Origin of the sequence: Enterococcus sp. 7E2_DIV0204 (assembly GCF_002140855.1) — a bacterium.
Lineage (GTDB): Bacteria > Bacillota > Bacilli > Lactobacillales > Enterococcaceae > Enterococcus_L > Enterococcus_L lemimoniae.
This window is the reverse complement of record NZ_NGKY01000001.1, coordinates 2,891,639-2,915,871: the sequence shown is the minus strand read 5'-3', so window position 1 is coordinate 2,915,871 and position 24,233 is coordinate 2,891,639. Positions and strand designations below refer to the sequence as shown.

The following is a 24,233-nucleotide window of genomic DNA, read 5'->3' as shown; positions in this document are numbered from 1 at the left end:
AAGTAAACCTGTCGTATATTTTACAACAAGCGCTATTTTTGCTACTTATTTAAAAATCAAAACAAAAATGGCTCCGCCTTTTGATTCTAGTCAAAGTTGCGTTATACTTGAAGAAGAATCTTATTAACTAGGAGGCAACAAACTATGTTGAAAATCGAACGAATACAAACTGGCGTGATCCAAGAAAATTGTTACTTAATTTATAACGATACAAACCTTTTAATTATTGATCCTGGTGATGAAGCAACTAAAATAGCAGCACTTATCAAAAAAACAGGTAAAAAGCCAATCGCAATTTTACTAACCCATACCCACTATGATCACATCGGTGCGGTTGAAGAGTTGCGTCATCTTTACAATATTCCAGTGTATGTCAGCCCGCTTGAACAAGAGTGGCTTTCAAACCCAATCTTCAATTTATCTGGTCTTGGCCGTCATAACGATATTGCCGATATTATCGTCCAACCTGCAGAAGTAGAATTTGAATTGACTGATTATAATTTAGGCGGAATCAACTTTTCTGTTATACCGACACCTGGTCATTCAATTGGAAGTGTTAGTTTTGTTTTTGATGATTTTGTAGTTACAGGAGATGCGCTATTCAAAGGTAGTATTGGTAGAACGGATTTACGCACAGGAGATATGCAGCAATTGTTGCACAGTATCACTACTTATCTTTTCACTTTGCCAGACGAGTTCCCTGCCTATCCTGGTCATGGCGACGCAACAACGATCGAACATGAGAAAAAAACAAATCCTTTTTTTAATTAACTCTTTTTAAACTCGTTGATTTGCTTTGAAACACAGTGAATAAAATGAACTGATGTTGAAAAGTACAAGGTTTAGCGAAGCGAAACGTTGTTACCATGTATTATCTAGCTTCGCGGGCTAATCTCTCGGAAAAAAGATAAAAATTAACTGTGATAAAGAAACATCACAGTTAATTTTTCCTATTTTTCAGTCGAGACTGAACGAGCCCACTACGCTTTTAGTCTTATCTAGCTTCGCAGGCTAGCGCTTCGAGAAAAAGATAAATTCCGAATGAGGTAAAGAACACCTCAGTCGGAATTCCCTATTTTCTTGTCAGAGTTAAGCGAACCTGCTGCGCTTTTAATTTAAGGAGGAAATTTGAGATGAATGAACCTACAACGTTATATATTATTCGTCATGGTAAAACAATGTTCAATACGATTGGTAGAACACAAGGTTGGTCGGATACACCATTGACTAAAGAAGGTGAAGAAGTCATTCACTATTTAGGTCTTGGTCTGAGCAATACGGAGTTCAAAGAAGCTTACTCTAGTGACAGTGGACGTGCTATGCAGACTGCTCGAATCATTTTACATGAGCATTCTAATGGTCAAGCAATTCCATATGGCACTGACAGCCGTATTCGCGAGTGGTGTTTCGGTTCTTTAGATGGTGGATACGATGGTGAACTTTGGGGAGTTGTACCTAGAATCTTAGCGTTTAAAAACTATGAGGATATGATGACCAATAGAATCAGTTATAAAGATCTAGCGGATGCTATCATTGCGGCCGACACTGCAAATTGGGCGGAACCTTATGAAAAAATTCGTGAACGAGTTTGGAGCGGATTTGAAGATATTGCTCATCATCGTGAGAAAGATGGCGGAGGAAACGTGATGATCGTTTCTCATGGTTTGACGATTTCATTTTTAATGTCCTTAATTGATGATAGTTTGCCAATGCAAATTGGTTTGGAAAATGGCAGTGTAACAAAACTTATCTATGAAAATGGGAAATTTACGATCGATACAGTCAATGATACTCATTATATTGATGATGGACGCCGGATTTCCACTCAGTATTGATGACCTTCAAAATAGACTATAAAAAGCAGCTATTGCTTTTTATAGTCTATTTTTTTTGATTTACAAATTAAATTTACTAAAATCCTCAATTCAATTCCTTTTTTACAATGCCAACGGCGCCTCTAGAATGCTTGATTTGCGTCAACGTTTCTTCGTAATTTTTAGCAGCATAAGCGAAAAAAAGTACATCCACAACATAGAGCTGAGCTGTCAATGATACAGTTGCCGCACTTCTTAATGGCGCTTCTCCACCAATAGGAGTCAATAATAAAATTGTGCTCTTTTGTGCTAATGCAGAGTCACTATTGGCAGTTAACCCGATCACTGTCAGACCTTTTTCAATGGCAAGATCAGCCAATGCATTGGTTTCTTGATTTGAACCTGAGTTTGAGACTCCGATAAAAATCCCTTTCAAGCGATTTGTTCCGATTGCAGAAGCGAATAAGTGATGATCCATTGTAAAAAACACACTTAACCCAAGACGCGTAAATTTTTGATAGATATCTTGTGCCACTAACGATGAAGCCCCTAACCCGTAAACAAAAATGATCTCAGTAGTCTCAAGCTCGCTAACAGCTTCATCGATGGCTTGATCGTCTAGATGCTCATTCGTTCTTTCTAAGATATGGATCAAACGATGCTGGAGCTTCTCTTTGATTGCAGCTGTTGTTTCACCATCTTCAACCTCAGTATTCATTGGCGTGTCCACTGCTCCCAAGTTGGCTGAAAGCAGTAACTTTAAATCAGTAAAACCGCTAACTTCGATCGAGCGGCAAAAACGAATAATTGCTGCTGGACTTGATCCAGCTTTTTTGGCCAACTCTTGAGCACTTAAATTAATAACTTCACTTGTATTTTTCAAAATATACTCTGCCACTTTTTGTTCAGATCCAGGCAAATGGTCAAAATGATCTTGTATCGTTAAAATTATATTTTGCTGCATGGCCTACACATCCTTCTTTTATGCAAAAATCAAACTAAACTTAATAGAGAAATTTCGGCAAGATACTCTTCCATTATAGCTAAAAATAAGTAGAAAAGGAATCTATTCGCCAAACTGAAGTCACTTTTTGTAAAAAAATAACTGATCTCTTTCCATTTAGCAGTCAAAGTACCACAAATTAGGAGATCAGTTGTTTTTCAGTTGTTAAAATAACGCTTTATTTTTCTTGTAGATCTTTTGGAATCCCAAAGAAAAATGTTGCAACAAATCCACCAGCATAAGCAGCCAATAATCCTAAAACATAGGCTAACCATTGGTTGTTAGCAATCAGTGGAATCAACGCTACTCCACTTGGCCCGATTGCGATCGAGCCGACATTTCCAAAAGCACCGATCACGGCTCCGCCGATCCCACCACCAATACACGCTGTAATAAACGGACGTCCTAAAGGCAATGTTACACCATAGATCAATGGCTCACCAATTCCTAAAATACCCACTGGTAATGCACCTTTGATCATTTCAACCAGTTTTGTATCTGATTTACAACGAATCCATAATGCTAAAGCAGCACCGACTTGACCTGCACCTGCCATCGCAAGGATTGGTAGTAATAATGTTATGCCAGTTTGAGCAATCATTTCAATATGGATTGGCGTTAAAATTTGATGCAGACCAAACATAACCATTGGTAAGAAGGTTGCACCTAAAGTGAAACCAGCTAGCATACCACCTTTTTCTAAAACAACATTGATTACACCTACCAAACTATTAGAAATCAATCCAGCTACCGGCATGATTAGGAAAATCGTAATTAACCCAATCACAAGCAAAGAAACTGTTGGTGTAATGATAATATCAATTGAATCTGGAATAATTTTATGGAGTTGTTTTTCAATCAATGAAAGTAACCAAACTGCAAAAATCACGCCAATAATTCCGCCTTGACCTGCTGATAAAGTTCCACCAGTCAAAATATTAGGTAGTGGTGCTTCTGGATTCATTCCTGTTAACATCGTTACAGCACCAATCACGCCCCCAAGCGCTGGTGTTGCACCAAATTCACTTGCACTATTGATCCCAGTGTATAATGCTAAATAAGCAAAAATACCATTTTTGATAATATTTAATACATCAATATATTGTTGCCAAGAGTCTTCAATTGTGCCGGCAACTAATAAATTGGACATAACTGCGGCTATACCACCGATGATCCCTGCACCTACAAAAGCTGGAATTAACGGAACAAAAATATTAGAAATGGATTTCAAAACGGCTTTGAATCCAGAGTTATTTTTATTTTTTTCTTTCTGTGCTGCTTTGACTTGAGCTGCCTTTTCTTCCACTAACTGCTTCCCTGATTGCGTTATTTTCGGTTCAGGGAAAGGTTCTCCTAATTTTACACCCGCCATATCGACCATTTCTTGAGCTACTTTATTCACGGTTCCAGGCCCGATCACAACTTGCAGTGTATCGTCTTCAACCACACCCATTACGCCATCAATTTCTTTTAATTCTTCTAATTTCACTTTATCATAATCCCGAATATCCATCCGGACACGTGTCATACAATGACGCAATTTTAAGACATTTTCCTGCCCACCTACCTCTTCATAAATTTCCCTAGCCAGACGTTTGATTTTATCTTCTGTCATGTCTTTTCCTCCTCATTTTTTAAATGGTATTTTTGATAAAATTATTGCCTTGTATTAATTTTTCTGTTGCTGCTTCTTTTGATGAATTTGTCAGTAACATTACAATTGCTAATTTTACATTTTCATCGGCTTTGATAAAATAAGCAGCTGCAGTTTCGTAATCACAGTTTGTTGCTTCCATGATGATTCGTTTTGATCGTTCAACTAGTTTTTCATTTGTCGGTTTCACATCCACCATCAAATTATTGTATACTTTGCCAATTCCAATCATCGAAATCGTTGAGAGCATATTTAAGATCAATTTTTGCGCCGTTCCTGATTTCAAGCGAGTTGAACCTGTTAAGAATTCTGGTCCAGCATCGACTTCGATTGGAAATTTAGCATAGCGGCTGATTTCAGCATCTTTATTACATGAAATCGAACCCGTAACGGCACCAACTGAATCTGCATAAACCAATCCACCAATCACATAGGGGGTTCGACCACTTGCAGCAATACCAATTACAACATCTTTATTTGTCAATCCCAGCGCTTTTAAATCATTTTGTCCGAACGCTTTAGAATCTTCTGCCCCTTCTACTGCCACTGTCATGGCTTCTTTACCACCTGCAATCAAACCTTGAACCATCTCAGGTGAAACTCCGAAAGTCGGAACACACTCTGCTGCGTCCAATACACCTAAACGTCCACTTGTTCCGGCTCCCATATAAATCAATCTGCCACCGGCATTGAAAGCAGCAATAATCGATTGTATTACTGGTTCTATTTGTGGAAGTGCTTCTTTGACGGCTATTGCAACCTTTTGATCTTCTTGATTCATTTTCTCTAAAGCATCTTTTATTGTTAGTTCATCTAAATTCATTGTTTCCTGATTTCTTCGTTCAGTCGTTAATTTTTCTAAATCCATCTTATAGTGACTCCTTCTCAATTAAATTAAACGTTTTACCTGCGCTGATCAATTTAAGCAAAGAGTGATCTTCGGCTACAACTTTTGCTACAACATTGATCTTTTTATTTGCTGGCAACTGTTTTTTCACGATTTGTATTTCTCCCATATATCTCCCATATTGAAAATTATCAATGGTCACGCTACCTATTTCACGCTCTCTTAACGTTTCTGGTTCGATCCTATTTATTTCCTTAAACCGTGCAGCTGCACTTCGGATTACATCCCGGGCTTCATCTTGACGATTAACATGTATGCCCAAAATAAGTGAATAGTAATCACTCCCCACAGGTTCTACTTCTAACTGCACTATTTGATCACAATTGTATCTAGCAAATTGCTGTATAGTTCGTTCGTTTATTTCAGGATCACCTAGATAAACACTGTCTATCTGATCATTTTTTTGTAGTTCAATCGCTGCTGCAAATGGGTTTTGGTAACGATGTTTTTCAAGTGTAGGTAATCCTTCATATAAAGGCCCTCTTAGTTTCTTATTGCCCGGAACAAATGCAACAACTTTAAATCCTGATTCTTGTAGCCAGCTATTTTTTTCTCTAAAAAAGGTACTGGACAAACCTGTTTCAGGTCTAGGGTAATAATTATGCCAAGCTTCAAATTTTGAAAAATCCACTTTAAACATCTGCAATTCTTGGACATCTTGTGCAGTAATTGTACTGGCGTTCAAACCAATATTTAGATGGCGAGAGGCTTCAGCAATTACTTGATTTGAAATAGCATAGTCCATACGCAAGCCAGTAACGCCTATTGAAGTAATCTCATCCAAACGGTCAAATGAAAGCCCTGCGTGTATCAGTGCTTCGCCTGAAATATCGACCATTAACTTCATATCCAATTTTTGAGCAATCGAACCAAGCTCTCTTAGCCGTTGACGGTACAAAGCAGAGTCGTCTTCCGGGATGTGTAACGAAGTAAAGATTCCATTAAAGCCAACTTCACTCATTTTTTGAATATAGTTGCGTGTGTCATCGGTGATCTCTTCGCCTAAAAATACTGAAATACCATACATTTTTATTTGCTCCCTCCTAATCCGCTTTCATTATAAAACAAATGAAATAAAATTTCAACTTATTTATTTTTAACAGAGTATAAATAAAATTATTTTTCAAATCAGAAGAGAAAAATAAGGCTGGAACATCACTCTAAGAGTCATATTCCGCCTTACATAAACTGAATCATATGTTGTTTTAAGCTTAGCCTGATTGATCAGCTATGCTTTAGCAAGACCAACTTCATCGCCAGCCTTTACAAATCCTGTTTTATTAAGTTCAAAGCTCTTCACCTTATCAATATTGGTGATCACAACAACCATATCTGTTGCTTTGCCAGCAGATTTGATCGCTTCTAAATCAACTGCTGCGATTTGTGTCTCTTGTGATACTTTAGTTCCTTCACTAACTTTTATATCAAATGGTGTTCCATTAAGTTCAACCGTATCGATTCCCATGTGTAACAAAATTTCAAGTCCATTCGCCATTTTCATACCGACAGCATGTTTTGTTTGAAACACACTTAGGATCTCCCCTACTATTGGTGAATAGATAGCTCCTGATTCAGGAAGAACTGCAAAACCGTCTCCCATCATTTTTTGTGAAAAAACAGGATCATTTACATCGCTGATTGGGATCAATTCTCCTGTAGCTACTGCGTATAGCGTTTCATTTAATTGAACTGGTTCTTTCTTTTTCAAAAATCCAAACATATTTTCTCCTCCAACTTTTATGAATAGTAATAGTATAGAAAATTCTTTGAATAATTACAATACAGAACAGACCAGTATCTAAATTTTTCTATTGGTCATGAAAACTTAGTTGGTTTTTCTGATCGTAAAAGGTATACTATTAGTGATTGACTATTTTATGCTGGAAAGGATTGAACCTATGCTTTTATCAAATTTATGGAAAGCAATTATTTTAGGCATTATCGAAGGAGTCACCGAATGGCTCCCTATTAGTAGCACCGGACATTTGATCTTGGTCGATGAATTCATTAAAATGAATCTCAGCAAAGATTTCATGGAAATGTTCAATGTCGTAATCCAACTTGGTGCGATCATGGCTGTGGTTATTCTTTATTTCCACAAGCTAAATCCGTTTTCACCTCAAAAAAGCGAGACAGAAAAGAAAGATACTTGGATTCTTTGGTCAAAAGTTATTGTGGCTTGTGCACCAGCCGCAATCATCGGTATTCCACTTGATGATTGGTTGGAAGCCAAATTTCATAACTTCTTTACTGTTGCACTGATGCTGATCGTTTATGGAATCGCCTTTGTGGTCATCGAAAAAAGGAATCGAGATCGTAAACCAAAATGTACCGATTTAAGAGACTTTACCTATAAAGCCGCAGCAATCGTCGGTTTTTTCCAAGTGCTCTCATTAATCCCTGGTACTTCGCGTTCAGGAGCAACGATTCTTGGCGCAATTATTATTGGAGCTTCACGTTTTGTCGCAACAGAATTTTCATTTTTCCTTGGAATTCCGGTCATGTTTGGAGCAAGCTTTTTGAAAATTGTAAAGTTCGTAATGAAAGGAAATTCATTTGGCTTTACTGAAACTTTCATTCTATTAGTTGGCTCGATTGTAGCATTTGTTGTTTCAATTATTGTAATCAAGTTCTTATTGAACTACTTAAAACGCAACGATTTCACCGCCTTTGGTTGGTACCGAATTGTATTAGGTGTGCTACTCATAAGTTACTGGCTATTTTCATAATAACATTTAGAACCGATTTAATCGGTTCTTTTTTTATGCGAATTAAAACTATATTTTTTAGAACTTGTTTATTTATTATAGAATTACCTTGAATCATGTTGATAATGATTATCATTACTAATTAGAATAAATCTATTTTACATACATGCAAAAACACTATAAAAACAGCGTTAATCTAATTGATAATCACTATCGTTCTCAATTAAGTAATTTGATTATCAATTAGAATTTATTTATGCTATGCTCATTGTAAGGAGTGATCACAATGAAACTTTCAGAGGAAAAAAAAGCAATTCTAGCTACTATCTTATGTTTACTATTTATGATCGTCGGTTTTATTTTAGAAAAATCAGGTGTCCGCTTTTATCCACTTATTTTTGTAACAGCTATTTTTTTTGGTGGTTTTAAACAAACAAAAGAAGGCCTTCTTGATACTTTGGAAAATAAACATCTTAATGTAGATTTATTGATGGCCTTAGCCGCGATCGGAGCTTGTATTATTGGAAATTGGTTTGAAGGTGCAATGCTGACATTCATTTTTTGTCTTAGCGGGGCTTTAGAGGAATACACAACAAACAAAAGTAAAAAAGAGATTGCCAGTTTGATGAACATGCAACCTGATACTGCCTATTTACTAGATGAATCCGGTAAAACAACAGAAATTACTGTGACTCAATTACAGATTGGCGACCGATTACTCGTCCCTAAAGGAGCTCGGATCCCAATAGATGGTACTTTGGTAAAAGGTACGTCAAGCATTGATGAATCCGCGATCACTGGCGAATCTGTTCCAGTAGAAAAAGGAATGGATGCTCCACTCTTTGGAGGAACAATCAATTTAGGTGAAGCACTGACAATGACAGTTAGTAAAACAAGTGAGAACACTTTATTTGCCAAAATTATCCGCCTAGTTGATGAAGCACAAAATACTCCTTCTCAAACTGCAAGCTTTATTGAAAAATTAGAAAATACCTATGTCAAAATCGTCTTGCTTGCTATTCCTATGATGATTTTGATCCCCTATTTATTTTTAGGTTGGTCTTGGTCAGAAAGTTTTTATAGAGGAATGGTACTACTAGTTGTCGCCTCACCTTGTGCATTAGTCGCTTCTGCAACGCCTGCGACATTAGCTGCTATTTCTAACGGTGCCAGAAATGGTGTATTGTTTAAAGGCGGTGTCTACTTAGAAAATTTAGCTTCTCTAAAAGCAATTGCGTTTGACAAAACAGGAACTTTAACCCGAGGCACACCTGTCGTGACTGATGCTATCTTTTTAAATAATAAAGAAGAAGCTTTAACGATTCTTTTAGCCATGGAAAGACACTCAACCCACCCTTTAGCTCAGGCTATTCTCCTTCGCTTTGAAGACGAAGTTACTGCAGATTATAGTCATGTAGAAGTCAAAAATATTGTTGGTTTTGGTATGGAAACAACGATTGATTCTACAACTTGGCGCGTTGGTAAAGGTGCCTTTAATGATCAAGCTATTCTAAATAACGACTTGGAACTTGAAATCGAGCAACTTCAAAATGATGGAAAAACAGTGATTTACCTATTTCAAGATCAAGAACTTATTGCTTATTTTGGGCTCCTAGACGTTCCAAAGCCGGAAGCAAAAAGAGTCATCAATTATTTCAAACAAGCAGGAATCAAAACAACCATGATTACTGGTGATCACAAAAAAACAGCTCTTGCTGTTGCAGCCGAGCTTGGAGTAGATGACGTTTATGCTAATTGCTTACCAGAAGATAAAACCATTCTGATCAAAAAACAAAAGGAAACTTATGGCGTTAACGTAATGGTTGGGGATGGCATCAACGATGCTCCAGCATTAGCCAACGCGGCCATCGGTGTTGCGATGGGTGAAGGAACTGACATCGCAATGGATGTAGCCGATATGGTGTTAATGCAAAACGACTTGGAAAAGCTCCAAATGAGTCATTTACTTTCAAAAAAATTAAAACGAATCGTAACCCAAAATATTATTCTTTCTGCGGGAATCATCGTGCTGCTTATCTTATCAAATTTCGTTCAAATCATTAATTTACCACTAGGCGTTATTGGTCATGAGGGAAGCACGATTCTTGTCATTTTAAATGGTTTGAGACTGTTACAAACAATTCCCATTGAAAAATCTCACGCTACACGTTTTTCTGCACAAACTACCGAATTTATTTAAAAGACACCATCTATTCATATTCCTATTTTGATAAGCTGAAAGTGTCAGATAAACTTTTTTCCGTTTACCTGACACTTTCAATTTTTTTTGATCTTTCAATGCCATTCTTCCAAAAATTCTTGTAAAAAACCTTCTAAAAACTTTTGCCGCTTCTTGCCTTTTTCTTTAGCATAATCTGTATTTAATCTTTCGTTCAACAATAGAATCTTCTCATAAAAATGATTGATAACAGTACTTTCTTCTCGATATTCTGCCTTAGATTCGAGTGCTCTAGGTTTAATGTTTGGATCATAGATTTTGTTTCCTTTATGACCGCCGTAATAAATCGTTCGAGTAATCCCAATTGCGCCCATGGCATCTAAACGATCCGCATCTTGCACTATTTTCCCTTCAATCGTCAGTTTTTCAGCTGTTCCAGTCAATTCTTGGCTAAAGGAAAGATTTGTTATGATATGAATGATTTGCTCAATCTGTATTGTAGAAACATCAATTTTTTGTAAAAATTCTTTTAGTTGTTGATAAGCTTGTTTTGGGTTTGCGACTAACTTATCGTCCACTGTATCATGAAGGTAAGCTACAGCTGTTACGATAAAATGATCACAACTTTCAGTTTCCGCGATCTCACTGGATAAGCGCACCACTCTATTAATATGATCCATCCCATGACCTGATTGGTCGCTTTCCATTATCGTTTGTGCATAGCTTTTGATTGCTTCTATTTTTGGTTGATCCACCTAGTCCCTCCTATCAGTAAATAGAAATCGATCTATAGTATCTTCCCTGCCAGTCAGATAGACAATTAGGAAGTAACAACCTGTATTTTGTCCCTCTTTATTTAACTTGGAATCAACTATTTTTTATAACTAATCCACCAATCACATCAACTACAGATTCACTAGCGTTCAATAGCTCTTCTAATTGATCATATACATTTTTCCAACGAATTACTTCGATAGGATTTTGTTCGTTTGTAAATAATGCTTTTAAAGAGTCACTATATAGTTTATCCGCTTTTCCTTCGATTTCGCTTACTTCATCGATCATCGCATGCAACGTTTTAGAATTTTTGAATTTTGCAAACTCTTTTGTAGCCGTTAACACACCTGCTGTGGCTTCTACTGCAAACGTGATAAAGACCTTGGCATTTTCAGTCAATTCTTTCACAACTAAACTACTTAGCAAATAAGCAATACTATTGATCGTATCTAATACGTCATCTAACCGTTGCGTTATTTCGACAATATCTTCTCTATCGATTGGTGTGATAAACGATATATATAATTCCTTCATAATTTTTTGAACGATTTGATCGCCTTCACGTTCTAATAGATGAATTTGCTCTGCATCCGTTTCTAATTTTTCCAACGAATAATCACGAGCAATCACTTCTAGCAATTCTGCCGCTTGGTGCGCATTTTTTGCCAAATGTTCTAATTCCCCAAAATAATCAAATTGCTTCTTTCTAGCCATTTTATTCTCTCCTTAAAATAGTGCTATAAATAGTTTTGCCATAACAAAGGCAATGACACCACAACCTGGAAATGTTAAAATCCAAGCAATCAGCATCTCTTTGACAATCCGCCAATCAACGCTTGAAACTCGTTTGGAAGCACCTACACCCATGATGGCTGTTGTCTTAGTATGGGTAGTTGAAACTGGAATACCAAAAATAGAGGCCGCAAACAAGCAAATCGCTGTACTTAAATCAGCTGCAAATCCTTGGTAACGCTCTAATTTTACCATATCCATCCCAACTGATTTGATGATTCTCATCCCGCCAACAGATGTCCCAAACCCCATTGTGACAGAGCAAAGGACCATGACCCAGATTGGAATAATAAATCCTGAACCTGATTTTTCAGCTAGGTTATTATAATAAAGTCCTAGCATAAAGACACCCATGAATTTTTGACCATCTTGAGCACCATGTAAAAAAGCATTCGCAGCCGCACCAAATGCTTGCCCATAGGTAAAGACTTTATTTGCAGTCCTTCTAGCAACATCTTTGAAAAAGATTACAATTAGCTTTGTGACAAGGTAACCACCACCGAAGCCCATCACTGTGGAAACAACTAAACCAACTAGCACTTTGCCCCATTCAGAACCATTCACTGCACCAAGTCCGCCTAAAGCCATTGCCGACCCTGTCAATCCAGCTATCAGCGCATGACTCTCACTTGTAGGAATACCAAAATACCAAGCTGCTACCGACCAGACAACAATCGAAAACAAAGAAGCCGCTAGAGCTACTTGCGGTGCATTTCCTTGTGCATCAAAACTCACGATGTTACTGATCGTCTCAGCAACCTGTGCATTAAAATAGGTCATCACTAAGGCACCAAAGAAGTTCATGACAACAGCCATCCAAATGGCCACATTTGGCTTTAAAACACGTGTAGAGACAGCGGTTGCAATTGCATTCGGCGCATCAGTCCATCCATTTACAAATATCACGCCCATCACAAGTGTAACCGTTACAACTAAAGCAATATTCACATTGACACCACCATTTCATTTTTCCCCTGCTATGATAGCATATTTTTTATAAAATGTATCTATTTTTCCTAGCAAACTTGATTTCAAATTGATTTTTGGCTAAAGAAATCAATATTTTTACTGTTAAGGAAAAAAACTTGTCATCTTTTATTGCAATGCCTGTTTGGATTAGGTATAATGATTAGTGTTGAATTACATATGGATTTTCCTGTGTAAGACCTTAATTTATCGGAGGTGAAAGAAATGCCAAATATTGAATCTGCAATCAAACGTGTACGTACTAATGCTAATAAGAATGCTCAAAATTCATCTCAAAAAAATGCTATGCGTACAGCGATCAAGAAATTTGAAGATGCTGTAGCTGCTGGTGCTGACAATGTGGATGCGTTATATACAGAAGCTGCTAAAGCTGTTGATATGGCTGAAACAAAAGGATTAATCCATAAAAACAAAGCAAGCCGTGACAAATCTCGTCTAAGTAAAAAATTAGCAAAATAATGATTTTTAGAAGTTAACATTTATGTTAGCTTCTTTTTTATTTAAAAAAAAAGCGCGAGATAGGCTCAAAAAAGCTCTATCTCGCGCTGACAATTTTTACTCGATTTGTTGAACTACTCTAGCTTTATTGACATTGATTTTCGATTCCTTTACGGTCGATCTGAATCCAATACTCCGCTATTTTTCCTCTTTCAACTAAATAAACAGCACTAGCAATCTGAATGATTGCTTTATTTTTATCTGTTTGTCCAATCTGTTTCCAACGAACATAGACTTTATTTTCATCAGCTACTATTTCTTGAATAATCAATTCAAATTGTCCATAAAGTTCCTGCATCTCTTCTACGTGCTCAATATAATCTTTAGGTGATCTAGTGATTGTATATTCATCTTCAGACTGAACTTGATGAGCAATGACTTGTTCATGCATAAACTCGTATGCTGCTTGGAGATTTTTTCCAGAACGAACATTTTCAAAAAATGCGCTTACTATTGTTTTGGCCTCACTCAAACAACTCTCTACCTTTTTAACTTGCTACTTGCCCAGATAATTTTAGAATGAATAACTCAAATAGCAACTCTTTTTCCATTTTACCTGTTTTCATTTTAAAATCGTTCTCTACTAATTCATCATAAATAGCTTCTAACCGACTTAATTCAAAACTACGAACTTGCTGCAACGCTAATTTAACGCGGTAGGGATGGATTTTTAAGGTTTCTGCAACGTTCGCTTGTTGATAACCTAATTTCGCTAAAATTTTAGTTTGCAAAAATAAACGGATTTGATTTAATAAAATCGCGTTTAATTTGATAGTTTCCTCACCTTGTAATAATAAGTCTTCATATAATTGAATTGCTTTTTCTCCATTTCCAGATAAAACATCATTTGTTAAATCAAAAACGTTATGCTCTAATGATTTAGGTACTAATTCTTTGACTGCAATTAATGAGATTATTTTGTTATCAGAAGCGTACAAAAATAACTTTTGTAACTCTCCCATAACTTTTGATAGGTTTAAATCTGTCAGTTGTAGCAACAAATCAAATGCTTCAGGACGAATTTCATAACCTTCACTTTGAATCGTTTGTTCCACATATTGCCTTACATCACGTTCTCCCATTGGATTAACATCAATGACTTTTGCCTGTTTTTTTACAGCTTTCGTGACTTTTTTTCGTTCATCTAATTTTTCAACATTCGCAATAAATACTAAAATAGTCGTTGGAGATGGCTGTTCTAAGTAGTTAAGCAAACTATCTATATCATGATCTAGCCCATTCGTTTTTCGTTCGGCGGTTAAAAAATAAGGATTCTCAATAAAAACTAATCGATAATCGCCAAAAAAAGGAATGGTTTCAGCTTCTTCCATTGCGACAGATAAGGGAACTTCTTCCATATCAAAAGAAGAATAGTTGAACTGATCATCTTCTGTTTTGATCAGCTGATCCATCAATTCTGTTTTAAATAATTCACTTAAATAACCTTCTGTTCCTTGGATTAAATAAACAGAAGCAAACTGCTGTTGTCTTACTTTTTTCAATGCCTCTTGTAAGTTCATAAATTCCCTCATTTCTTTATCCATCCTATCATGTCATTTCAAGAAATGCTAGTCTTCTCCAATGATTGTTTTAGCCGCTGACATTTTTGTTAAAGGTGTCCATTCATAATAGACCATACCATTTTCATCAGTTCGATACTCATTGATTTTCGCTGCCTTTAATGTCGAAACGGTTGCTTCATGAGGATGATCAAATCGATTATTCCGACCACATGAAATTACCGCATCTGATAAGTCGATGCTTTGAATAAACGAAGCATCTGATGACGTCGTACTCCCATGATGCCCCACTTTCAATACGTCTATCTTCAATGAAGGAAATTGTTTTATCAACTGTACTTCTCCTTCTTTTTCTAAATCCCCAGTGAATAAGAAACGTTTGCCAGCTAATTGAGTATAGACTACCATAGAATCTTTATTTTCCCCTGTTCCTGGAGTAGTTGGTGCGAGAATCTTTAACGGGATTGACTGGCTGATCACTGCGCCTGCCAGAATTGGGTAACACTTTGTTCCACTTTTTTTTAGCCCTTCAAGAAGTCGCAGAAAGACGACTTTTTTCTCCGTACCTTCCGGAAAATAGAGTGAACGAATTGGAATCTTTTCATTGATTGCTAGTAAATCACCACAATGATCGATATCTCCGTGGCTGATCAGTACTTTATCCAAATATTTAACGCCTTTACTTTTCAAATATGGAATCACAGAATAGTCAGCATTCGTTTTTTTATTCCGTCTAGTTGCCCACTTTTCTTTTCGAAAATCAAGCTTGCCACCCGTATCGATCAGCATATTTTCTTGATGAAACGGTGATTGAATAAAAATACTATCTCCTTGTCCAACATCAATAAATGCAACAGTGCCATTTGGCGAAAAATGTTTACTAAAAAGCAGTAAAACGATTGCTACAGCTAATCCATAAACTTTGTTCGATCGTTTATACAACATTTGTAGGAACAAAAAAAGCAATATAGAAAGTGTCAAAAACAAAATTGGTGAAATGGCTCCTATTACCAATGTAAAGGTACTGTGACGGCTCAACCATTCAAAAATACTTTGTTGAATCAAAAAATAAACTTCCAGCCCTCTAACTAAAAGCTGCAGTTTGAAGATAAATGAACTCACCAAACTAACCATTAAAATGGGTAAGATCAATTTTTCAAACACAGGAAGTAGTAAAAAAGTAAATAAGCTGCTTGTTAACTGCCACTCAAAAAACGTTAATCCAACCAAAGGAATCATCATGACATTCAACAATATAGAAAAACAGTACATCCGTAAATAGCGATTATTGATCCACTCTGTAATTGGATGAACATACAAAATGAAAAAAGATAGCCCATAACTTAACTGTCCGCCAATTGAAAATAGTAAATAGGGTCGAAAAAACAAACCAACTATCAGTGCCACGCTCCAACAATCCAATCCTGATAATCCCCACTTAAATTCACGATTACTTAGTGAAATCATACTTTGCAGCAAAGCCCGAACAACACTGATTGAAAATCCAGTAAGTCCACCATAGACAACCGAGAAGAGCAGCTGTAGCCAAAATAGACGTTCTATTGTGATTCCTGCTCTTAAAAACAAAAACCTAAAGCTCCCCACAAAAAAAGTCACGTGCATTCCAGATAGGCTAAACAAATGAAGAATACCTAAATTTGCTAGTACTCCTTCTTTTTGCGAAAACTCGCTTGATTTAAACCCAAAAATCAGTGTCTTAAGATACAATGCCGTTTCGTTCAAAAATACTTGGTCACAATAATCGATTGCCTTTTTCCTGTAAACACTTAGCCATGAAAAGATATCGTAAACCTTTGGAACTACTTTTTTTATTTTATAGATGTTAGTGATCCTCAGTGTTTGATAGACATTGTTTTCTTTTAAATACTTTCGATAGTCAAATCCGTTAAGATTTATTTGTGCTAGTGGTGTTTCAAACTCGCCTGTAAGATCGATATTGATTGGTTGATTTACTTTTTGCCAGTTTTGCTTTTCATGTTCTGATGAAAACTGATAAAATGCTACTACTTTTCGATTTTCCTTTTTATGTGTAGCGAACGCCCCCTCTAACTGGAGACGATCTCCGTCGATCTTATATTGGTCAGGCAATATAGATAGTTGCCCCTTTACTGCAGTTGTTTCTGGAAATTTTGAGTGTTTTTCTTTGCTACGGATTTGCCAACACAGACCGATCATCGTGAAGATACATAGAAAGCTAACACTAACAATCATTTTATTTCCTGTACAGACTACTCGGCCAATGAAAAAAAGCCAGATAATGCCGGTTAAAAGTGTTGGTTCTAAAACAAAAAAGACTGTTCCTATCGTTACTAATACTGGAAAAATCCAGTAATTATTGATCTGTTTGAGATGCTTCGTCCACTGAAGCAAGCTCTTCTTCTCCTAGTTGTAATTCAGCAAAATATTTTTTTGATAAGGTTACCTGATCTACTGTTGCACCTACTTGCTTGATCAAAGCCATTGCATATTCATCATTTCGATAATCTTTTAAATAATGAATTTTTTTGATACCAGCTTGTAAGACCATCTTGGTACACTGTAAACAAGGAAAATGAGTCACATAAATCTCAGCGCCTTCTGTAGGAATACCAAATTTGGCACATTGTAAGACTGCATTCATCTCTGCATGAATCGTTCTTACACAGTGACCATCTACAATGTAACAACCATCATCTATGCAATGGACATCGCCGCTAACTGATCCGTTGTAGCCTCCAGCAATGATCCGTTTATCCCTAACAATCGTTGCACCGACTTCAAGTCTAGTACACGTACTTCTTAACGATAAAAGCACACTTTGTGCCATAAAATATTGATCCCAAGGGATTCTTTCAAATGTCATAGTTTACTCCTTTTATGATTTATTTACTTTTTTAAGTTATTTCGCCGATACTCAATTTTATAGTAGGATATACAAATAGTAAATTATAGAAAAAGTCTCGTCAAGAACCTGCATACTATATTTGTAAAATAGTGATATTTATTCTCTAAAATTCAATAGTATTTTACACTTTAATCGACTCTTTTAGTTTTTCAAATGTTTTTTCGCCAAAACCCGAAATATTTTTTAGCTCGTCAATTGTTTTGAATCCGCCCTTTTCTTCTCGGTAGCGAATGATCTCTTGGGCCTTTTTCTGACCAATGCTAGGTAAGGTTTGTAGTTCAGATTCATCAGCCTGATTAAGATCAACTTTACTTGTGTCTTTTGAGGGATTCTCTTTAGCATCACCATTTTTATTTTCAACCTGAAGCTCTTCACCAACTTTTGGAACATAAATCACCATCTGATCTGTAATGCGTTCAGAAAAGTTGACTTGTTTTGTGTCCGCCTCCTCATTCACTCCACCAGCAAGCATCACAGCGTCCCAGACACGCATGTTTGCTCTTCCTTCATACATCCCTGGTTTTTCCACAGCACCCTTTATATCCACGTATATTTGCTGTGAAATCGACTCACTTTCCAACGATTGAGATACGCTAGTTGAATTCATTATCAACGCTTCATCTGGATCCTCCACTTGCTTTTGTTTACTATTAACGATCATGAAAAAAATACTTCCACTGATCGATAGTACTAAAATCATCCCAACAATTAAATATTGTTTATACTTTTTCAACAGCTCACGATAATCCATACTTTTCCTCCTTCAAAATAAAGATACGCACTATTTTTCCATTTTCATGATAGAAAAGGAAAAAGTTCATCGTATAATAGGGTAAGAAGGTGATAAAAGATGGAGAAGGAAATTATAGCGTTATTAATAAAGCGAGATTTTTTAGGGTTAGAACAATTTACCGATCTATTGGGGAGCGATATCGTTAAATGCATCCAGGCGCTCTTAAATCACCCGGAGGAAATAACCTATCGGAAAGAAGCTGAAAATGAAGTGTTTTATCGTATTTGACAGAAAATAGCTAGTTATGATGCGGATAAGAGTAGCTTAAAAACATGGAGCTTAACCATCACACGGAACATTTGTTTAGATAAAAAATGAGCGATCATTCGTGCACAAAACATAATTCTCATAGAACAGCTCCCTGAAAGTACTTTAGTAGATGACTATTTTGAAAAAGAGAATTTCTTGGATTTGTTACAAAATTTATCAGAAGAAGATCAATTGATTTTTCTCAAATACTACAATTATCAAGATACGCCAAGTGAAATTGCCAAGGAATTAACAATGGATGTTACTCAAGTTTATAATCATCTATCTCGTGGTCGGAAAAAAATCAAAGAGTTATTCGATCCAGACGTCTGAACAACTGGCGAAAAAAAACAAGGAGGAATTCTCATGGTCAATCCATTTAAAGCTGTTATTAACCAAATCAATAAAGACATCCCAACTAGCCAAAAAAAAGAATTGAATACTCAGCAAAAAAGAAATTTATTCAATCAAACAAAAATGTATATTTTTTTGCAAGATTTTATCGAGAAAATGAAACCTTACCTTGAAGATGGTGAAGAAATCCATGCCTACTTACCAATGACAAATGATGGTCAGAACGCTTCTGTTGTAGGGCTTGGTTTACTCGGAATGTATCATCCCGAAACAGAAGAAGCGAAAGCTTACGTGAAGGATTTCAATAATCTCAGAGGAAATCGAATTCTAATTTTCACTGACCAACGAATGATTTTTACAACAATCATCGAATTTTTAGACCAAAGAACTTTTTTTAGTTACCCATATACAACGATCAAAGCAATCACGCTAAGAGAAAATAAAATGAATTACTTTGATTGGGATGATTCTTTCCCACCTAAACGGGTTGCTCTTTATACCTATACGTTTGATTTTGAATCTGAAGACCATATCTTTTCAGAATTGTTAGGTCAACAAGATGCGGATATTTTAAAACGTCAATTGTTGGAAATTCCAGCACTGCAAACTATTCTTGTCACAAGAAAAGTCTATCGCGAACGTAGATTTGATAGAGTCGTTAATAATCCTGTACTGGCTTATAGGCTTATGTATTATTTCTCCATCTTTGCAGCCGTAACCTTCCTTTTGATCTTAGCTTTAGGTGGTTTCTTCCATATTGGACCCGCAAAACAAATGTTCGATTTCACTACTACGCCTACGGTGCAAATGCTTTTAAATTTGTCTTTTTTATAAAAAAACAAGAGCCCGAAATATAACTAAAAAAGTTATGTTTCAGGCTCTTCGTATCCGAATAAACGGTAGGAACGGAAGCAACTTCTTCTTATTTCTCGGAGTTAAACGCTTCTATCCCAACCTCCTTATTACTTATTTTTCTTTCAACGTTTCTAGATAATCTAACGCATCTTGGACATTTTTAACTGGAACAATTTTCATCTTTGTACCAATTTTTTCAGCTGCCGCTTTTGCTTCTTCATAATTCGTTTTGATTTCTGGTTCTGCTTTTTTCATCTCTTTGGTGATCTCATCATCCGGGGCAAAGAAAATCTCTGTATTATTTTTGCTGGCCGTTACAACTTTTTTATCGATTCCGCCGATTCTACCTACAATACCATCTGTATTGATTGTTCCAGTACCAGCGATTTTATGTCCTTTACGAATCCCTTTTTGTGTCAATTGTTCATAGGTTTCAAGTGTAAACATCAATCCAGCTGAAGGGCCCCCGATGTCTCCAGCATCGATTTCGACAGGAATCGATGAGTCAATTTCAGTATGATCGGTCAAGCCGATGCCAATACCAGGCTTTTTATCTGTCGGTAATTCAATTAATTTGCCTGTTGCTTCTTTCGCTTTCCCGTCTTGTAAAAAGTCTACGGTTACAACTTGTCCAACCTTTTGTTTCTTCACATAATCAACAAATTCTTCGCTACTTTTAAATGTTTTACCATCAATCCCTGTAACCGTATCTCCGACTGAAATTTTCCCTTTAAAACTAGAGTTGTCCTCAATAGCTAAGACATACACTCCTTTAAATGTCATTTCATAGGGAACTTTAGCAAGCTTCAGGGCTTGTTCGATCGCAGCATTTTTGGAAGAATCCATATAATATTGTTGAATTCGTTCGTACTCACTGTTTGTACTTGATCCCATCAAGTCTTTTTTGCTCACTAATTCTTGAAAGTCAGAAAATTTAGCTTTTAAGGCTGAACCTAGTGTTGCTTTACGTACACCAACAGTCGTTAAATAAAAAGCTCCTGGTTCTGAATCCTTTTTATTATCTACGGTCACAAATTCTTTTAGATTCTCTGTTGTACCAGGTCCTTCAATGTAATACGGAATAGGAAAAATCATTATAATGATCAATAAAATAACTACTGCAAACGGCAGCATCGATTTAATCGATATTTTTTCTTCACGCTCATTATTCATTTGGCTTCATCTCACGATTCTTTTGGTTTAGTGCTTGGTCGACAACTAAGGGAAGATATGCCGAGACATCTCCACCGAATTTCAGCACTTCTTTTAATAGACTTGAACTCACGTGTGCGTAGGCTTCATCTGCCAATAAAAAAACCGTTTCTAGTTCAGGTGCTAGATGATGGTTCATCATTGCGATGTCTTTTTCATATTCATAATCTTTCACATTTCTGATGCCTCGAATTAAAAAATTAGCCCCTAACTCAGCAGCACTTTCAACTGCCAGTTTGCTTTCTTGAGCAATTACTTCGACATTTTCTAAGTGTGCCACAGCTTGTTTGATCAGCGTCAGTTTTTCATCTAATGTAAAAAGAGCGGTCTTGTTGGTATTTACAAAAACACCGACAATTACTTTATCAAACATTTTTGTACCACGTTCGATCATATTTAAATGACCATTAGTTAACGGATCAAAACTTCCAGGAAAAAGAGCAATTCTAGTCATTATTGGCCTCCTGTTTAAAAATAGTGATTTGCGTGATTCCATATGTCGTCTCACGCGTTTTGATCAACGTCCCAATAGTTTCAGGAAGATCCACTGACTTATCGGTCTCACAAACAATCATAGCATCTTCACTTAATAATTTATAGGCTAGCATTTGCTCTAATTGCTTGGCAATTTCCTGTTTTGCATAGGGTGGGTCCAATAAGACCAAATCTAGTTTTGTTCCTTCTTGTTTTAAAAATTCTAGTGCTTTATTCGCATCCATTTTTTTGACGATAAACTTTTCAGGTTCTTTCGTTACCTCAATATTTTCTTTGATGATCTTAAGTGCAGCAAAATTCTTTTCAATACAAATTCCTAGATCCAACCCTCTAGATACTGCTTCTATCGCTAGGCCACCGCTACCAGCATATAAATCTAAGGCAATTCCTCCATCAAAATAAGGTCCAATCATATTGAAAATTGATTCTTTAACTTTATCTGTTGTAGGACGTGTATTATCACCATCAAGTGCTTTTAATCGTCGTCCGCCATATTCCCCTGAAATAACCCGCATCTGTTTGTGCTCCTTTACTTGATTGTTCAGTATATATTAATCGTACTTAAACTATACAGAAAAAAGATGAAAAATGTTTGAAGTTCGATCACATTTTTCATCTCAAATTTTACACATTTTCAGCTAGACGAATTTGAGTATTTAGTTCCTCAACTTCAAATCCTTCTTCTTTTTCATGCTGATAAGCTGCTTTTGTACCGATTTTCTCAGCAAAGTTCATCTCCACATCAGGACGATAAGAGCGTTCTACTCTACGGACAAAGTGTAGCCCATTGATTTTCGCTTCTGAACTTTCAATAGCCTCTTCATTCATATAAATCACCACATATTTCATTCGACGAGAAACATAATGGATCAACCCAAAACGCTTTAGCGTTTTTAATTGTTTCAAGCTATATACCCACACAACTAAACAGCGCCGCTTTTGGATAACAAATTCTTTTTCTTCATTAACTTGCATGACAACTACCTCCGCAACCTGAATGTTTTCCTTTTTCAAAGAAAGGATTTCCAGCATCTACTTTAATATCATCTGAAATAGTTTTAGCTACAGCCATCCCTATCAAATCTAAAACCGTTTGAATCTCTGTTTCAGAAAAACGAAATTCAGCTACTTCTTCACTCAGATCCAGCGCTCGTTTTGCTTTTCGCACAGCTCGTTGTTTTGTTCGGAAATCTGGAGCATGGTTACCATACGCTTCGATTCGTTCAAATGAATCTTTTGCCTCTAAAAATGCCTTTTGTTTGGCTTGAACATCTTTTGAACTGTACATTGTTTGACGATTTACTTTATACGTTTCAAAGCTCTCGCTTGCTAAAATTGCTTGGACAAGTTTTTCTGTCTGATCTTCTATTTCAAAAAGTTTTTCTGTCACTATCATACTTATTCACTTTCCTCTGTTTGAGATATTTCTTTCTCTGTTTCTTGTAATAAGACTAACATACTTGCTTTAGAGAAAGCAACGCCAATGTTTTCATTTTCTTCGTGTGCAAACCTAGAATGATATAAAGAATCAGAAAACCAAGAAAGGACTGTGATCGTTGGATCATACACTGGCTCGATAAACATACCCGTTGCCTTTTTTTTGTCTAGTTGTCCAACTTTTAATAGCTTTTGATATTCGTCATTTGTCAACGTAAAAAGAGCTGATGCGGTCATCTGTTCTTTACTGAACTGCCAAGTTTCAGCACGTTCTGACGAAAGGATATTTTTTTGATTTTTAGCTAAGGTTTCAAAAAGTTTTTGAGCATTGTTTTGGCTTTCTGTATTTACACGGTAAGTCGGTAGGCCTTCTTTAACTCTTAACAAATTGATTGTTCGGATCACCTGATTGCTTTTTACAGCGTCAAAACTTGCCGCTTGTTGGTTTGTAGAAAAAGGAATGACTTCACCTTCAATTAATTGGTAAGGCATTAAAGTCAATAAAGCTTCTTTATTTAGATAAGTAACGGCTGACAATTTTCCAGTTCCATGATTGAAAAATAATATCGCAAAAGTCTTATTATCAAAGGCAATCAGAGGACGGTAATTCATATCTTCTTCCATCAGCTCGATATTATAGTTATTTTCTTTATATGTAAAGGCAAAATTTGAATAGATGGTCATTAATTCTGAAACATCAGATAATTGCATCCCGATTGAAAATGGTGCGACCTCTTTTGTGTCGTTAAAAGCTTTGATCGTAATAATTTTTTCATCTACTACATTCAGCTCTAGGTAATCTGCATCTTTTTGCCCATATATCCATAACTCATACCCCATGCCACTCTTTTGTTTTTCAAGGGGTTCACCATAATCTGTTACAAATTCAGAGACTTTTTTACCTATGTATACAGCATAACCAGAAGTTGAAATTTCTTCATAAGGTAAAGCAGTATGGGAGATCATTGCGCTCCCATGATCTGCTTCTTGTTGGACTTTTTCAGCAGGGAAAAAAACGGGTTGTAGATAACCAATAATCAGGACTACAAAGAAAACGCCTAAAAAAGCTAAAAATCGTTTCATTTTTTTCCCCA

27 protein-coding genes are annotated in these 24,233 nt (G+C 36.3%); 8 read left to right on the top strand and 19 right to left on the bottom strand.

Annotated features, from left to right (window positions below; genetic code table 11):
- Positions 1-144: 144 nt before the first annotated feature.
- Positions 145-771: an MBL fold metallo-hydrolase gene (locus tag A5819_RS13530; RefSeq protein WP_086279278.1), complete on the top strand. Its 627-nt coding sequence runs from the start codon at positions 145-147 to the stop codon at positions 769-771.
- Between the two features lie 362 nt (positions 772-1,133).
- Complete coding sequence (locus A5819_RS13525) at positions 1,134-1,835, top strand: histidine phosphatase family protein (RefSeq protein WP_086279277.1); 702 nt, start codon at positions 1,134-1,136, stop codon at positions 1,833-1,835.
- Between the two features lie 85 nt (positions 1,836-1,920).
- On the opposite strand, the gene A5819_RS13520 is transcribed toward A5819_RS13525, so the two are convergent.
- The 5 genes from A5819_RS13520 to A5819_RS13500 form a co-directional block, all read right to left on the bottom strand.
- Positions 1,921-2,778 (bottom strand): MurR/RpiR family transcriptional regulator, encoded by an 858-nt coding sequence (locus A5819_RS13520; RefSeq protein WP_086279276.1) that lies wholly within the window; start codon positions 2,776-2,778, stop codon positions 1,921-1,923.
- Positions 2,779-2,995: 217 nt separating this feature from the next.
- Positions 2,996-4,432 carry a PTS transporter subunit EIIC gene (locus A5819_RS13515; RefSeq protein ID WP_086279275.1) on the bottom strand — a complete coding sequence of 479 codons (1,437 nt, stop codon included), beginning with the start codon at positions 4,430-4,432 and terminating at the stop codon, positions 2,996-2,998.
- A 19-nt stretch (positions 4,433-4,451) separates the two neighbouring features.
- Entirely contained in the window at positions 4,452-5,339 is an 888-nt protein-coding gene (murQ, locus tag A5819_RS13510; protein ID WP_086279274.1) for an N-acetylmuramic acid 6-phosphate etherase, read from the bottom strand.
- A gap of 1 nt (position 5,340) precedes the next feature.
- Complete coding sequence (locus A5819_RS13505; protein ID WP_086279273.1) at positions 5,341-6,405, bottom strand: DUF871 domain-containing protein; 1,065 nt, start codon at positions 6,403-6,405, stop codon at positions 5,341-5,343.
- 201 nt (positions 6,406-6,606) lie between these two features.
- On the bottom strand, positions 6,607-7,098 hold the full coding sequence (locus tag A5819_RS13500) for a PTS glucose transporter subunit IIA (RefSeq protein WP_086279272.1): 492 nt from the start codon (positions 7,096-7,098) through the stop codon (positions 6,607-6,609).
- A gap of 178 nt (positions 7,099-7,276) precedes the next feature.
- Here A5819_RS13500 and A5819_RS13495 point away from each other — a divergent pair, with 178 nt between their 5' ends.
- On the top strand, positions 7,277-8,107 hold the full coding sequence (locus tag A5819_RS13495) for an undecaprenyl-diphosphate phosphatase (RefSeq protein WP_086279708.1): 831 nt from the start codon (positions 7,277-7,279) through the stop codon (positions 8,105-8,107).
- A gap of 265 nt (positions 8,108-8,372) precedes the next feature.
- Positions 8,373-10,286, top strand: coding sequence for a heavy metal translocating P-type ATPase (locus tag A5819_RS13490; RefSeq protein WP_086279271.1), 1,914 nt, complete (start codon positions 8,373-8,375; stop codon positions 10,284-10,286).
- Positions 10,287-10,381: 95 nt separating this feature from the next.
- Here the strand turns inward: A5819_RS13490 and A5819_RS13485 are convergent, their stop codons facing one another.
- From A5819_RS13485 to A5819_RS13475, 3 genes are all read right to left on the bottom strand, one after another.
- Positions 10,382-11,020 (bottom strand): HD domain-containing protein, encoded by a 639-nt coding sequence (locus A5819_RS13485; RefSeq protein ID WP_086444340.1) that lies wholly within the window; start codon positions 11,018-11,020, stop codon positions 10,382-10,384.
- A 112-nt stretch (positions 11,021-11,132) separates the two neighbouring features.
- A complete protein-coding gene (locus A5819_RS13480) occupies positions 11,133-11,756 on the bottom strand; it encodes a DUF47 domain-containing protein (RefSeq protein WP_086279270.1) in 624 nt (207 codons plus the stop codon).
- A gap of 12 nt (positions 11,757-11,768) precedes the next feature.
- Positions 11,769-12,746: an inorganic phosphate transporter gene (locus A5819_RS13475; RefSeq protein ID WP_086279705.1), complete on the bottom strand. Its 978-nt coding sequence runs from the start codon at positions 12,744-12,746 to the stop codon at positions 11,769-11,771.
- 279 nt (positions 12,747-13,025) lie between these two features.
- On the opposite strand from A5819_RS13475, the gene rpsT reads away from it, so the two are divergent.
- A complete protein-coding gene (gene rpsT, locus A5819_RS13470; protein ID WP_010772698.1) occupies positions 13,026-13,280 on the top strand; it encodes a 30S ribosomal protein S20 in 255 nt (84 codons plus the stop codon).
- A gap of 124 nt (positions 13,281-13,404) precedes the next feature.
- On the opposite strand, the gene A5819_RS13465 is transcribed toward rpsT, so the two are convergent.
- The 5 genes from A5819_RS13465 to A5819_RS13445 form a co-directional block, all read right to left on the bottom strand.
- Positions 13,405-13,791 carry an ester cyclase gene (locus A5819_RS13465; RefSeq protein ID WP_086279269.1) on the bottom strand — a complete coding sequence of 129 codons (387 nt, stop codon included), beginning with the start codon at positions 13,789-13,791 and terminating at the stop codon, positions 13,405-13,407.
- A gap of 16 nt (positions 13,792-13,807) precedes the next feature.
- Complete coding sequence (gene holA / locus A5819_RS13460) at positions 13,808-14,839, bottom strand: DNA polymerase III subunit delta (protein WP_086279268.1); 1,032 nt, start codon at positions 14,837-14,839, stop codon at positions 13,808-13,810.
- A 48-nt stretch (positions 14,840-14,887) separates the two neighbouring features.
- Positions 14,888-17,230 carry a DNA internalization-related competence protein ComEC/Rec2 gene (locus A5819_RS13455; protein WP_254907277.1) on the bottom strand — a complete coding sequence of 781 codons (2,343 nt, stop codon included), beginning with the start codon at positions 17,228-17,230 and terminating at the stop codon, positions 14,888-14,890.
- A complete protein-coding gene (locus tag A5819_RS13450) occupies positions 17,193-17,702 on the bottom strand; it encodes a ComE operon protein 2 (RefSeq protein ID WP_086279267.1) in 510 nt (169 codons plus the stop codon). Before A5819_RS13450 ends, A5819_RS13455 begins: the two co-directional genes overlap by 38 nt.
- A 163-nt stretch (positions 17,703-17,865) precedes the next feature.
- A complete protein-coding gene (locus tag A5819_RS13445; protein ID WP_086279266.1) occupies positions 17,866-18,495 on the bottom strand; it encodes a helix-hairpin-helix domain-containing protein in 630 nt (209 codons plus the stop codon).
- Positions 18,496-18,594: 99 nt separating this feature from the next.
- On the opposite strand from A5819_RS13445, the gene A5819_RS19880 reads away from it, so the two are divergent.
- From A5819_RS19880 to A5819_RS13435, 3 genes are all read left to right on the top strand, one after another.
- Positions 18,595-18,765 carry a hypothetical protein gene (locus tag A5819_RS19880; protein ID WP_254907276.1) on the top strand — a complete coding sequence of 57 codons (171 nt, stop codon included), beginning with the start codon at positions 18,595-18,597 and terminating at the stop codon, positions 18,763-18,765.
- A 177-nt stretch (positions 18,766-18,942) separates the two neighbouring features.
- A complete protein-coding gene (locus A5819_RS19875; protein WP_254907275.1) occupies positions 18,943-19,119 on the top strand; it encodes a sigma factor-like helix-turn-helix DNA-binding protein in 177 nt (58 codons plus the stop codon).
- A gap of 33 nt (positions 19,120-19,152) precedes the next feature.
- Positions 19,153-19,974, top strand: a complete 822-nt coding sequence (locus tag A5819_RS13435; RefSeq protein ID WP_086279265.1) for a hypothetical protein — start codon at positions 19,153-19,155, stop codon at positions 19,972-19,974.
- Between the two features lie 132 nt (positions 19,975-20,106).
- Here A5819_RS13435 and A5819_RS13430 read toward each other — a convergent pair whose 3' ends face one another.
- The 6 genes from A5819_RS13430 to A5819_RS13405 form a co-directional block, all read right to left on the bottom strand.
- Positions 20,107-21,168 carry a SepM family pheromone-processing serine protease gene (locus A5819_RS13430; protein WP_086279264.1) on the bottom strand — a complete coding sequence of 354 codons (1,062 nt, stop codon included), beginning with the start codon at positions 21,166-21,168 and terminating at the stop codon, positions 20,107-20,109.
- Positions 21,161-21,661, bottom strand: a complete 501-nt coding sequence (coaD, locus tag A5819_RS13425; protein WP_086279263.1) for a pantetheine-phosphate adenylyltransferase — start codon at positions 21,659-21,661, stop codon at positions 21,161-21,163. The genes A5819_RS13430 and coaD overlap by 8 nt, the downstream gene beginning before the upstream one ends.
- Entirely contained in the window at positions 21,654-22,247 is a 594-nt protein-coding gene (rsmD, locus tag A5819_RS13420; RefSeq protein WP_254907315.1) for a 16S rRNA (guanine(966)-N(2))-methyltransferase RsmD, read from the bottom strand. The genes coaD and rsmD overlap by 8 nt, the downstream gene beginning before the upstream one ends.
- 79 nt (positions 22,248-22,326) lie before the next feature.
- Positions 22,327-22,677 carry a YlbG family protein gene (locus A5819_RS13415; RefSeq protein WP_086279261.1) on the bottom strand — a complete coding sequence of 117 codons (351 nt, stop codon included), beginning with the start codon at positions 22,675-22,677 and terminating at the stop codon, positions 22,327-22,329.
- Entirely contained in the window at positions 22,667-23,098 is a 432-nt protein-coding gene (locus tag A5819_RS13410) for a YlbF family regulator (protein WP_086279260.1), read from the bottom strand. Before A5819_RS13410 ends, A5819_RS13415 begins: the two co-directional genes overlap by 11 nt.
- 2 nt (positions 23,099-23,100) lie before the next feature.
- Positions 23,101-24,222: a CAP-associated domain-containing protein gene (locus A5819_RS13405; protein ID WP_086279259.1), complete on the bottom strand. Its 1,122-nt coding sequence runs from the start codon at positions 24,220-24,222 to the stop codon at positions 23,101-23,103.
- Positions 24,223-24,233 lie beyond the last annotated feature (11 nt).

What these genes read in the sequence shown, in the direction of transcription:
- A5819_RS13520 (WP_086279276.1), bottom strand. Translation starts at nt 2,778, where the DNA reads ATGCAGCAAAATATAATTTTAACGATACAAGATCATTTTGACCATTTG.
- A5819_RS13515 (WP_086279275.1), bottom strand. Translation starts at nt 4,432, where the DNA reads ATGACAGAAGATAAAATCAAACGTCTGGCTAGGGAAATTTATGAAGAG.
- holA (WP_086279268.1), bottom strand. Translation starts at nt 14,839, where the DNA reads ATGAACTTACAAGAGGCATTGAAAAAAGTAAGACAACAGCAGTTTGCT.
- A5819_RS19880 (WP_254907276.1), top strand. Translation starts at nt 18,595, where the DNA reads ATGGAGAAGGAAATTATAGCGTTATTAATAAAGCGAGATTTTTTAGGG.
- A5819_RS13495 (WP_086279708.1), top strand. Translation starts at nt 7,277, where the DNA reads ATGCTTTTATCAAATTTATGGAAAGCAATTATTTTAGGCATTATCGAA.
- A5819_RS13475 (WP_086279705.1), bottom strand. Translation starts at nt 12,746, where the DNA reads ATGGGCGTGATATTTGTAAATGGATGGACTGATGCGCCGAATGCAATT.
- A5819_RS13530 (WP_086279278.1), top strand. Translation starts at nt 145, where the DNA reads ATGTTGAAAATCGAACGAATACAAACTGGCGTGATCCAAGAAAATTGT.
- A5819_RS13405 (WP_086279259.1), bottom strand. Translation starts at nt 24,222, where the DNA reads ATGAAACGATTTTTAGCTTTTTTAGGCGTTTTCTTTGTAGTCCTGATT.
- A5819_RS13435 (WP_086279265.1), top strand. Translation starts at nt 19,153, where the DNA reads ATGGTCAATCCATTTAAAGCTGTTATTAACCAAATCAATAAAGACATC.
- A5819_RS13450 (WP_086279267.1), bottom strand. Translation starts at nt 17,702, where the DNA reads ATGACATTTGAAAGAATCCCTTGGGATCAATATTTTATGGCACAAAGT.
- A5819_RS13415 (WP_086279261.1), bottom strand. Translation starts at nt 22,677, where the DNA reads ATGCAAGTTAATGAAGAAAAAGAATTTGTTATCCAAAAGCGGCGCTGT.
- rpsT (WP_010772698.1), top strand. Translation starts at nt 13,026, where the DNA reads ATGCCAAATATTGAATCTGCAATCAAACGTGTACGTACTAATGCTAAT.
- A5819_RS13430 (WP_086279264.1), bottom strand. Translation starts at nt 21,168, where the DNA reads ATGAATAATGAGCGTGAAGAAAAAATATCGATTAAATCGATGCTGCCG.
- A5819_RS13410 (WP_086279260.1), bottom strand. Translation starts at nt 23,098, where the DNA reads ATGATAGTGACAGAAAAACTTTTTGAAATAGAAGATCAGACAGAAAAA.
- coaD (WP_086279263.1), bottom strand. Translation starts at nt 21,661, where the DNA reads ATGACTAGAATTGCTCTTTTTCCTGGAAGTTTTGATCCGTTAACTAAT.
- murQ (WP_086279274.1), bottom strand. Translation starts at nt 5,339, where the DNA reads ATGGATTTAGAAAAATTAACGACTGAACGAAGAAATCAGGAAACAATG.
- A5819_RS13480 (WP_086279270.1), bottom strand. Translation starts at nt 11,756, where the DNA reads ATGGCTAGAAAGAAGCAATTTGATTATTTTGGGGAATTAGAACATTTG.
- A5819_RS13525 (WP_086279277.1), top strand. Translation starts at nt 1,134, where the DNA reads ATGAATGAACCTACAACGTTATATATTATTCGTCATGGTAAAACAATG.
- A5819_RS13505 (WP_086279273.1), bottom strand. Translation starts at nt 6,405, where the DNA reads ATGTATGGTATTTCAGTATTTTTAGGCGAAGAGATCACCGATGACACA.
- A5819_RS13500 (WP_086279272.1), bottom strand. Translation starts at nt 7,098, where the DNA reads ATGTTTGGATTTTTGAAAAAGAAAGAACCAGTTCAATTAAATGAAACG.
- A5819_RS13490 (WP_086279271.1), top strand. Translation starts at nt 8,373, where the DNA reads ATGAAACTTTCAGAGGAAAAAAAAGCAATTCTAGCTACTATCTTATGT.
- A5819_RS13445 (WP_086279266.1), bottom strand. Translation starts at nt 18,495, where the DNA reads ATGGATTATCGTGAGCTGTTGAAAAAGTATAAACAATATTTAATTGTT.